The organism is Variovorax sp. P4_D9, from assembly GCF_056401695.1.
In genome coordinates this window covers 1-9695 of record NZ_JBFUIU010000328.1, presented here as the reverse complement: position 1 = coordinate 9695, position 9695 = coordinate 1, and the positions used below count along the sequence as shown (strand labels likewise).

Below are 9695 nucleotides of genomic sequence, written 5' to 3'. Positions count from 1 at the left end.
GTGTAGCGCACCTCGTCGAGGCCGCCGACACGCGCCGCGGCCAGCGCGTCGATGGCGCCGATCGCGCCGGCGATCAGTTGCACCTGCGTGCCGCCGGCGAGCGCGGCGGCCTCGAGCTTCTCGGCGAAGCCCTGGGCCGACAGCGCGCCCACGGACGCCACGACACAGGGCGTGCCGCGTTGCAGGGCCGGCAGCACATGCGCCTCGATCGCCGCGTGGCCCGCCGCTTCGACGACCAGATCGATGCCTTCGAGCGGAACGGAGGACACGACCTGCGCGCCCGGTGCGAGCCGCTGCGCCGTGGCCTGCGCCGCAGCGAAGGCATCGGCCGGCACGACGATGGCCTTGATCTCCAGGGCCGTGTCGGCCTCGAGCAGTTCGAGCATCGAGGTGCCGATGGCTCCGCAGCCGACGAGTGCAATGCGCGTGATGGCGGACATGCGAAGGGCTCCGCTCACTTGGCCGTGCCGAGCGCAGGAATCTGCGTGATCGTGTTGGTCGGCGGACCGGCGAAGGTGCTCTTGAAGCCGCCGATGGACAGCATGTCGATCTCGAGCAGGAAGGGGCCCTTGGCAGCCAGTGCTTCGTCCAGGCGCGCCGGCAGGTCGTCCAGCTTCTGCACGCGGGCGTGCGGCAGGGCGATCGACTTGCACAGCAGGTCGTAGTCGGGCGTGTGCAGCTCGGCATAGCACTGGCGGCCGCCGTACTGCGCGTCCTGGATGTTCTTGATGACGCCGTAGCTCTTGTCGTTCATCAGCACGATCACCATGGGCGCCTTCTCCTGCACCATGCAGGCCAGTTCGCCGAGGTTCAGGATGAAGCCGCCGTCGCCGGCCAGGCAGAAGGTCTTGCGGCCCGAACCGGTCACCACGGCACCGATCGCCGCGCCGATGGCCATCGGCATGCCCTGCCCGATGCCGCCGCCGGTGGCGTGCACGCCGGCGCTGGGTTCGAAGATGCGCAGTTCGCGGTTGCCCCAGGTGCTGTTGGAGACGGTCACGTCGCGCACCCAGTTGAACTTGCGGCCCGCCACCGACTGGATCTGGCGCACCAGTTCGGCATACGGGCCGAGGCCGTCGCGCAGCGTCGCGACCGCTTGGTCGTGCGCGGCGCGCAGGTCGACCAGCAGCTTGGGATCGGCCTGGTACTTGGCGGCCTCGAGGCGATCGGCCAGGCCTTCGAGTGCCAGCGCGGAATCGCCGCAGATGAAGGAGTCCGACGCATAGCAGCGGCCTTCGGCGGCGGCGTCGGCGTCGATGCGATACAGCGGGCGCGGCAGCTTGAGTTCATACTTGAGGGTCTCGTTGCCGCGCAGGCGCGAACCGACCACTAGCATCGCATCGCAGGTCTGGTAGAAGGCCTCGACCGGCTTSTGGATGTTGTAGGMGCCGAGCGAGCCGGCATCGTCCTCGGGCACCGTGCCGCGGCCTTGCGTGGTGGTGACCACGCCGAAGCCCAGCTTCTGGAGGCGCTGGATCGCGGCCGGGGCGTGGCGGGCACCGCCGCCGACCCACAGCAGCGGGCGCCTGGCCTTGGCGAGGTTCACGGCCAGCGCGTCGAGGCCGGCCTTGGAAGGCACGGCGGGCTCGATCGGCAGCGGCGACAGGTCGGCCGGCATCGTGACGAGCGCGGACTGGATGTCGATCGGGATCTCGACGCTGACCGGGCCGGTCGGCGCGGTCATCGCGACCTGCACCGCACGCTTCAAGGTGCCGAGCAGGTTCTCGACGCTGCGCACGCGGAAGGCGGCCTTCGAGATGGCCTTGAGCATCGTGAGCTGGTCGGGGGCCTCGTGGATGTACGACATGCCCTTGTCGATATAGGGCGTCTCGATCTGGCCCGTGATGTGCAGCAGCGGTGCGCCAGCGGTCAGCGCTTCGACCATGCTGCCGGCGATGTTGCCGGCGGCCGGGCCGGTGCTGGTGATACACAAGCCCAGGGTGGCGGTGGAGCGGGCATAGGCATCGGCCATGTTGCCCGCTCCGGCCTCGCCGCGCGCCGAGATGAAACGGATCGCGCCGCGCTGCGCGAAGGCATCGAGGATCGGCATGTTGTGGATCGAGATGACGCCGAACGCCGCCTTGACGCCGCATTGCTCGAGGAAGGCGGCGACGACTGCGCCGGCCGTGACGGTGTTGTGGGGGTTATGCATGGCGGGAATGGCCTCCGGAAATGTCGATGTGGCTGCCCGTCGTATAGGACGCGAGCGGTGAAGCGAGAAAGAGGATCGCGCGCGCGGCTTCGATCGGAAGCCCCAGGCGACCCAGCGGAATGTGCTTGTCGTGGGCGAGCTGGCCGCTCCAGGCGTTCCAGTCGAGTTCGGTCTGCACGCGGGCCTCGAAGCGGCGGCGCCACTGGCCCGACTCGACCAGGCCGATCAGGATGCCGYTGACGCGCACGCCCTCGGGCGCGAACTCGGTCGCCAACGAGCGCACCAGGCTCAGCACGCCGGCCCGTGCCGCCGAGGTCGCGACCATGTGCGGCTCGGGCTGGCGCGCCAGCAGCGAGTTGGCACAGACGATCGCGGCATCGCCGAGCACGGCGCGCTGCGCCTTGAGCTGCGGCAGGAAGGCGCGGGTCGGGTGGATGACCGAGAAGAACTTCAGCTGCAGCTCGTCGGTCCAGGCCTGGTCGTCGGTGTTGGCGAAGGTCGAGACGCGGCCCTGGCCGGCGTTGTTGATCAGCATCGAGGCCGGGCCGAGCGCGGCCTCGCTCTCGGCGGCGAAACACTTGACCGAGGCGGCGTCGAGCACGTCGCAGGTACGGGCGAAGATGCGCGCCTCGGGGCGGCTGGCGCGCAGGCCGGTCACCGCGCGGTCGAGCCGCTCGGCATCGCGGCCGCACAGCGCCACGGCGGCGCCGCAGTCGAGCAGCAGCTCTGCGGTTGCGAGGCCGATGCCCGAGGAGCCGCCGGTGACCACGGCCACGCGGCCGGCCAGCGCATCGGCGGCGAAGAATTGGGTGGAAAGGTTCGGGGTCGTCATGATCAGCAACTCAGGCCGCACGGTCGCTGCCGCGCAGCGGAATCACCTGGCCCTTGGGCGCAGGCGAGTAGTTCAGCAGTCCGGAGATCTCGTCGGCGGTCTGGCGCACGCGCTGCACCATCTCGTCCATGCGGCTTTCCTCGATGTGGCCCGAGGTGATGGTCGCGCCGAGCGCCGCCACGATGTGGCCGCTGTGGTCGCGCACCGGGGCGGCGATGGTGGAGATGTTCGATTCGAAGAAGCCTTCGCCCAGCACGTAGCCGCGCTGGCGGTCGGCTTGGACCATGTCGAACAGCTGGCCGACCGAGACCGGCGTGTTCGGCGAGAAGGACTCGAGCCGGTCTTCGGGATAGAGGGCGCGCAGCTGCACCAGCGTCAGGTCTTCGAGCAGGATGCGGCCCAGCACCGTGGCGTGCGCCGGCAGCCGCGTCCCCACGGTCACCGAGCTGGCGAAGGGCGTCGGCGGCGCGACCTTGGCGACATAGACGATCGAGCGGCCATCGCGCACGACCAGGTTGCACGGGGTGCGCAAGTCGTCGCAGAGCCGCTGCAGCAGCGGCGTGCCGAGCTGCGTGAGTTCGAGCGAGGCCAGGTATTCGAAGCCCAGGCGCAGCACGGCCAGGCCCAGACGATAGTCGCGGCCGCCTTCGGCGCGCTCGAGGAAGCCCATGTTCTCGAGCGTGGTCAGGAGCCGGAACACGGTCGAGCGCGGCAGCTCGAAGCGGCGCGCCAGCTCGGGCGCCGACAGCGCGCGGTGCTCGCGGCTGAACTCGCACAGCAGGCGCAGCCCGCGCTCGAGCGCCGGGACGTTGTAGCGGTCCGCGCCTTCTTCGATCGGATCGATTTCGTTGGTAGCCATGGTGCCTCTGGGTGGTTGTCTGGATCGATTCAGGATGCCAGAAGGTCGCGCAGCAGCGCCGCGACGGCTTCCGGCCGCTCGACGTAGCTGGCATGGCCGGCGTTGGCGAGCAATTCGAGCGCGACGCCGCACTTCTGGGCCACCTCGGCACAGGCGGCGGGCGGCGTGACGATGTCGAACGCCCCGCAGGCCACGCGCACCGGCATCGCCGGCGGCAGGTCGGCCAGCAGGTCGCCGCCGCACAGCAGCTCAACCGCCTGGCGGTAGCCGCCCTCGTTGAGCCGCGCCATGTTCCAGCGCACCCACTGGCGGGCCGGCTCGCTCGCGCCGGCCGACAGCAGGCGGGCGTCGGCTTGCGCGGCCATGCCCGCGACACCGACGCGCGCCAGGGTGTCGAGCCGCTGGGTGCGCACGCGCTGGCGGGTTTCGGCGCGTTCGGGCGCACCGTAGCCAGCCGCCGGGCTGATCAGCAGCAGCCGCTCGAAGCGTGCGGCCAGCGCCGATCCCGGCCGTGCAGCGGCAGCCGCGGTCAGCGCGCCGAGCGAATGGCCGACCAGCGTGCAGCGGTCGACAGCGAGCGCATCGAGCATCGCGCCGAGCCGCTCGGCGTAGTCGGCGGCCTTCGGTGCCGCGGGGGCCAGCGGCGTCGATGCGCCGTAGCCGGGTGCGTCCCAGGCGATCACGCGCGCTTGCGGCGCCAGCAGCAGAGCGGTATCGAGCCAGGAGGCGGCACCCGAGCCGATGCCGTGCAGGCAGACCAGCGCCTGCCCCGTGCCGCACTCGCGCACCGACATCACGCTGCCATCGGGCAGCGCCACGGGGCGTGCCGGGAAGCGCGCCTCGAGGCGCGACAGTTCGGACGGCGGAACGGTGGTGGCGAGATCCATGGCCCTGCTCATCGGAGTCGGCTCGGCGTCGCGGCTCAGCGCTTGACCTTCGCCAGCGGATGGTCCGCCGGATAGGTCGGCGTCACCGGCTTCTTGGCGCCGAGCATCACGCACATCAGCGCATCCTCGTCGCCGATGTTGATCTCCTCGCGGTAGACGCCCGGCGGCACCGAGATCAGGTCGCGGTCGGTCATGACGGTCTCGAAGCGCTCGCCATCCTTCTCGATGATGACCTTGAGCTTGCCGCGGATCAGGAAGAACACTTCTTCGACGTCGGTGTGCAAGTGCGGCGGGCCTTCATGGCCGGCCGGGATCACCATGGTCGAGAAGGTGAAGTTCTCGGCCGGCACGGTGTTCACGTCCGCAGCCACGCCGGTGCCGCCGGTGCCCACGTAGCGCATCTGCGCACGGCGGAACTTGGGGTCGAGGTCGGCCTGGAACTTGAGTGCATCCCAGTCGTACTTGCGGGTCGAGTAGCGCGCGATGCGCGTCTCCATCCATTGCTGGAGGCTGCTGCCCTCGGGCTGCGCCAGGGTGTCGGCGGCGCCGTCGATCTTCTGTTGTTCGGACAAATCGCTCATCGGGAATCTCCTTGGTCGAAAAATCAATGCATCACGAAGCCGCCGTTGACGGCGAGCAACTGGCCGGTCACGAAGCGCGACAGGCCCGAGAGGGAAAAGAGCATCGCGCCGCAGACGTCGGCGGCCTGCTGCTCGCGCGGAATCGCGCGGCCTTCGAGGTATTTCTGGTGCCGGGCCAACGGCACGTATTCGGTCGCCTCGACCAGCGTCAGGCCGGGCGCCACCGCATTGACCGTGATGCCCTCGCCGCCCCACTCACGCGCCAGCGAGCGCGTCATGGAGATCACGGCGCCCTTGCTCGAGGCATAGGCCAGCAGGTTCGGGGCGCCCCACAGCGCGGTGTCCGACGCCAGGTTGACGATGGCGCCGCGGCCGCTGGCGGCCAGCGCGCCGCGGCAGGCGCGGCTCATGAGCCAGGTGCCGCGCACGTTGACGTCCATGACGCGGTCCCAGGTGTCGACGTCGAGCGCTTGCGCATCGCGGCCGCCCGAGTTGGTGATGGCGGCGTTGTTGACCAGGCCGTCGAGGCCGCCGAGGGCCGCGCTCGCCGCTGCGGCGCAGGCCTCGATCGAGGCCGAGTCCGCCAGGTCGACCGCCAGCGCATGGGCCGTGAAGCCGGCTTCGCGCAGCGCCGCGGCCTCGCTCTGCGCCAGGTCCGAGAGAAGGTCGGCCATCACCACGGCGCCACCGGCGGCGGCGATGCACTTGGCGAAGGCCAGCCCGAGGCCGCGCGCGGCACCGGTCACCAGCACCTTGCGGCCGGCGAGCAGGTTGGCGGGCAGTTCCGCAAGCAGGGCCTGCAGGCTCTGGTGGTCGGGAGTGACGCTGGGTGGGGTCATGGGTATTCTCAGTCGGCCTGGATGCCGAGTTCCTTGATGACACGGCCGAAGCGCTCGAAGTCGGCGGCGTTGGTCTTGGCCAGGGTCTCGGGCGTGCCACCCAGCGGGAGTGCGCCGAACACCGCCATCTTGGAAACGACATCGGGCATCTTGAGGATTTCGTTGAAGTGGGCGTTGAGCGTTTTCACGATCTCGGGCGATATGCCCTTGGGGCCGAAGATGCCGTTCCAGGCCATCACCTCGACATCCTTGTAGCCAAGCTCCGCGAGCGTCGGCACATTGGGCGCCAGCGGCGAACGCGCGCGGTCGGCGACCGCCAGCGGCGCCAGCTTGCCGCCTTGCAGGTAAGGCGCGATCGGGCCGTAGGTGATCACCGTCAGCGGCACGTGGCCACCGAGCACGTCGTTGATCGCCGGCGCCACGCCCTTGTAGGGCACGTGCTTGATGTCGACGCCGGCGCTCTTGTTGAACATCTCGCCGAGGATGTGCATCGGCGACCCGCTGCCCGGGCTGGCATAGGAGAGAGCCYGGCCGCTCTTCGCGGTGGCCACCATCTCCTTGAGGCTCTTGGCGCCGCTGGCCGGCCCCGAGACCAGGAACAGCGGCATCATCGCCGTCTGGATGATGGGCGTGAAGCCGTTCACTACGTCGTAGCCGGCGCCGGGGCTGGTCTTCAGCACGATCTGGGCGATCGAGAAAGTGCTCGGCGCCACCAGCAGCGTGTAGCCGTCGGCCGGGGCCTTGGCGACAAAGCTGCTGCCGATCACGCCGCTGGCGCCCGGACGGTTGTCGACCACCACCGGCTGGCCGATGCGGGTCGAAAGCTTCTCGGCGAACAGCCGCGCCAGCGCATCGGTGTCGCCACCGGCCGGATAGGCCACCACGAGAGTGATCGGCTTGCTGGGCCAGGCCTGGGCCCAGCTCGGGCCGGCGGCGACGGCAGCTGCGGTACAGAGCGCGAGGGCCAGCGCTTGGCGGCGTGTCTTCTTCATCATGGGGGGCGATTCCTTGGTGTTGGAGAGAATTCGCTTGTTTCGCTAATAAACCAATGATTTATTGATGAAACGATGGATGAAGAATAGTAGGTCAAGAGGCAATCAAATATTGGTATTAACCCTAGCTTTGAAGGCGCGACAGCGCCGCCTACATCCCAGCGGCTGAGCCGGGCCTGACTCGCGGGGCCGGAAATACCCCGAGCGCGCCGACGGCGGATCGACAGCTTCGCTTCCTACGATGGAGGGACCGTGCAGCCGCATGCCGCACACCCTCCGGAGACATCCATGAGCACAGCCATCCTCGCCCCCGGCGTCCCGCGGCCCCGGCCAGCACTTCCAAGCTCGGCGCCGTGCTGCGCGTCACGAGCGGCAACTTCCTCCGTTCGGCATGTACAACGGCGCCATGGTCGTGGCCCTGACCGAGGTGATGCCGGTGGAGTTCCATGTGGTCGGCTTCTCGCTCGCCTACAGCCTGGCGACCGCGGTGTTCGGCGGCTTCACGCCGGCCATCTCGACCTGGCTGATCGAGACCACCGGCGACAAGGCGGCACCGGCCTGGTGGCTCAGCGTGGCGGCGGCCTGCGGCTTGACGGCCACCTTGATCCCCTATCGCAAGGGCCGGCGGCCATCTGTCGCCTGACGCCGCGCCCACCTGGGCTGCGGCAGAATCCGGGGCGATGAGCACCCTCTTCTCCCCGGCCGTGGTCTCGGCCTTCACGCCCTCCGGCGCCCTGCGCGCCTCCATCAATCTCGGCAACCCGATCCTCGCGAACAAGGATCCTGCCGGCGGCGAGCCGGTTGGCGTCTCGGTCGACCTGGCGGGCGCCTTCGCCGAGCGGCTCGGCGTCGCCCTCGAACTGGTGGTGTGCGAGAAGGCCGCTGCCTCGGTCGAGGCCGTCCGCGGCGAGCAGGCCGACATCGGCTTCTTCGCCATCGACCCGGCACGCGGTGAAGGCCTGCGCTTCACCGCCCCCTACGTCTTGATCGAGGGCAGCTACCTGGTGCCGGCGAGCTCCGGGATACGGGCCAACGACGAAGTGGATCAAGAAGGGCGGCGCATCGCGGCCGGCAGCGGCAGCGCCTACGACCTGTTCCTCACGCGCGAGATCCGGCACGCGCAGATCGTCCGCGTGCAAGGCGCTCAGATCGTCATGGAAAGCCTGCGTGCCGGCCAGGTCGAGGTGGCGGCGGGCATCCGCCAGGTGCTCGAAGCCGAGGCCGCAGGCGACCCGGCCCTGCGCCTGCTGCCGGGTCGCTTCATGGTGATCCGGCAGGCCATGGGCACGCCCGCCTCACGAGGCCCGGAAGCGGCCGCCGCCCTGGCCGCCTTCGTCGAGGAGATGAAGGCCGGCGGCTTCGTGGCTGATGCGCTGGCCCGGCACCGGATCCAGGGCGCCAGCGTGGCGCCGCCGGGCTAAGGCCGGCGCCGGTCTAGATCCCCAGCTTGGTCAGCAGTTGCCGCGCCGGCCAGCGCTCGCCGCGGGCCGGCCAGGCCTCCACCAGTTCGACCATCCGCGCGTTGAGCGGCGCCTGCATGCCGTGGCTTTGCGCCAGCCGCACCACCTCGCCGCTCAGCACGTCGATCTCGGTACGCCGGCCCAGCGCCAGATCGTCGGCCATGCTCGACCGCGCCTTGGCGTCGATGCGCAACATGCGCGCCGCGACCAGCCGGAAGAGCGGCGTCGGCAGCCGCAGGATCGGCGGAATCTTGTGCGGCGGCACCGCACCGAGCTGGGCCGGCGTGATCCCGGCCCGTGCGATCACTGCCAGCGCTTCGTCGATCAGCGCCGCAAAGCAGCGCCGGTAGCCGCGATCGAGCAGTTCGTCGCGCAGCGGCAGGCCCGACAGCGCGTTGACCGGGTTGTTGAGGTTGAGCAGCAGCTTGCCCCATTGCACCGGCAGCAGGTCGGCGTGCAGGTCGATCGGCACCCCGGCGCGCTCGAAGACCGCCACCCACGGCCGCAGCGCCGCATCGTCCTGGGCCGCCAGCCTTCCTTCGGTGCCCCGATGGAAGGCGCCGGGTCCCACCTCGGCCACGTTGTAGGGCACCATGCCCGGCAAAATCCGAAGGCTGGGCCCGGCCTCGGCGGCGACCCGCGCATTGGCGACGCCGTTCTGCAAGGACAGCACGGGCGTGCCAGCAGGCAGTGCGACGGCGAGTTCGGACGCGGCCTCGGCCGTCGCGCCGCTTTTCACGGTCAGCAAGACCAGCGACGGCCGTATGTCTGCGGGCACGCGTTCGAACAGGATCAGCTCGGCGGCAGGGACTCGGCCGCGCCGGCCCTCGAGGTCGGTGAGCGTGATGCCGTGCTGCGCCAGGGCGCCCAGCACCCGCGGCCGGCCGACGAAGCCGACCCGGACCCCGGCCGCAGCCAGGCTGCCGCCGATAAAGGAGCCGATGGTCCCGGCCCCCATCACGAGGATGTCAACCGCCATGTCGCCGACCATGCGGTGCCGCCCTAGGCCGCCGCCGGGCCGCTCCCAAGGCGGCCTGCGCCCCCTCGGGGGGGGCAGCGGGTACACGAAGTGACGGAGCGTGGGGGCCCATTT

Annotated in this window: 9 protein-coding genes and 2 pseudogenes; 2 read left to right on the top strand and 9 right to left on the bottom strand. The window is 70.1% G+C overall.

Features of this window, described 5'->3' with window-relative positions:
• The 8 genes and pseudogenes from AC1DY5_RS29315 to AC1DY5_RS29280 all read right to left on the bottom strand — a co-directional run.
• Nucleotides 1-440: pseudogene (locus tag AC1DY5_RS29315) on the bottom strand (aspartate dehydrogenase); the annotation flags it as partial.
• A gap of 14 nt (nt 441-454) precedes the next feature.
• Complete coding sequence (locus AC1DY5_RS29310; RefSeq protein WP_478117142.1) at nt 455-2152, bottom strand: thiamine pyrophosphate-binding protein; 1698 nt, start codon at nt 2150-2152, stop codon at nt 455-457.
• Entirely contained in the window at nt 2145-2984 is an 840-nt protein-coding gene (locus AC1DY5_RS29305) for an SDR family oxidoreductase (protein WP_478117140.1), read from the bottom strand. Before AC1DY5_RS29305 ends, AC1DY5_RS29310 begins: the two co-directional genes overlap by 8 nt.
• Nucleotides 2985-2994: 10 nt before the next feature.
• Nucleotides 2995-3843 (bottom strand): IclR family transcriptional regulator, encoded by an 849-nt coding sequence (locus tag AC1DY5_RS29300; protein WP_478117138.1) that lies wholly within the window; start codon nt 3841-3843, stop codon nt 2995-2997.
• A 29-nt stretch (nt 3844-3872) separates the two neighbouring features.
• Nucleotides 3873-4730: an alpha/beta fold hydrolase gene (locus AC1DY5_RS29295; RefSeq protein ID WP_478117136.1), complete on the bottom strand. Its 858-nt coding sequence runs from the start codon at nt 4728-4730 to the stop codon at nt 3873-3875.
• Between the two features lie 35 nt (nt 4731-4765).
• Nucleotides 4766-5311: a cupin domain-containing protein gene (locus AC1DY5_RS29290; protein WP_478117134.1), complete on the bottom strand. Its 546-nt coding sequence runs from the start codon at nt 5309-5311 to the stop codon at nt 4766-4768.
• A 23-nt stretch (nt 5312-5334) separates the two neighbouring features.
• On the bottom strand, nt 5335-6150 hold the full coding sequence (locus tag AC1DY5_RS29285; RefSeq protein WP_478117132.1) for an SDR family oxidoreductase: 816 nt from the start codon (nt 6148-6150) through the stop codon (nt 5335-5337).
• An 8-nt stretch (nt 6151-6158) separates the two neighbouring features.
• Complete coding sequence (locus AC1DY5_RS29280) at nt 6159-7142, bottom strand: Bug family tripartite tricarboxylate transporter substrate binding protein (RefSeq protein ID WP_478117145.1); 984 nt, start codon at nt 7140-7142, stop codon at nt 6159-6161.
• A 385-nt stretch (nt 7143-7527) separates the two neighbouring features.
• On the opposite strand from AC1DY5_RS29280, the pseudogene AC1DY5_RS29275 reads away from it, so the two are divergent.
• Nucleotides 7528-7785: pseudogene (locus AC1DY5_RS29275) on the top strand (citrate-proton symporter); the annotation flags it as partial.
• A 37-nt stretch (nt 7786-7822) separates the two neighbouring features.
• Nucleotides 7823-8563: a transporter substrate-binding domain-containing protein gene (locus AC1DY5_RS29270; protein WP_478117130.1), complete on the top strand. Its 741-nt coding sequence runs from the start codon at nt 7823-7825 to the stop codon at nt 8561-8563.
• A 13-nt stretch (nt 8564-8576) separates the two neighbouring features.
• Here AC1DY5_RS29270 and AC1DY5_RS29265 read toward each other — a convergent pair whose 3' ends face one another.
• A complete protein-coding gene (locus AC1DY5_RS29265) occupies nt 8577-9593 on the bottom strand; it encodes a 2-dehydropantoate 2-reductase (protein WP_478117144.1) in 1017 nt (338 codons plus the stop codon).
• Nucleotides 9594-9695 lie beyond the last annotated feature (102 nt).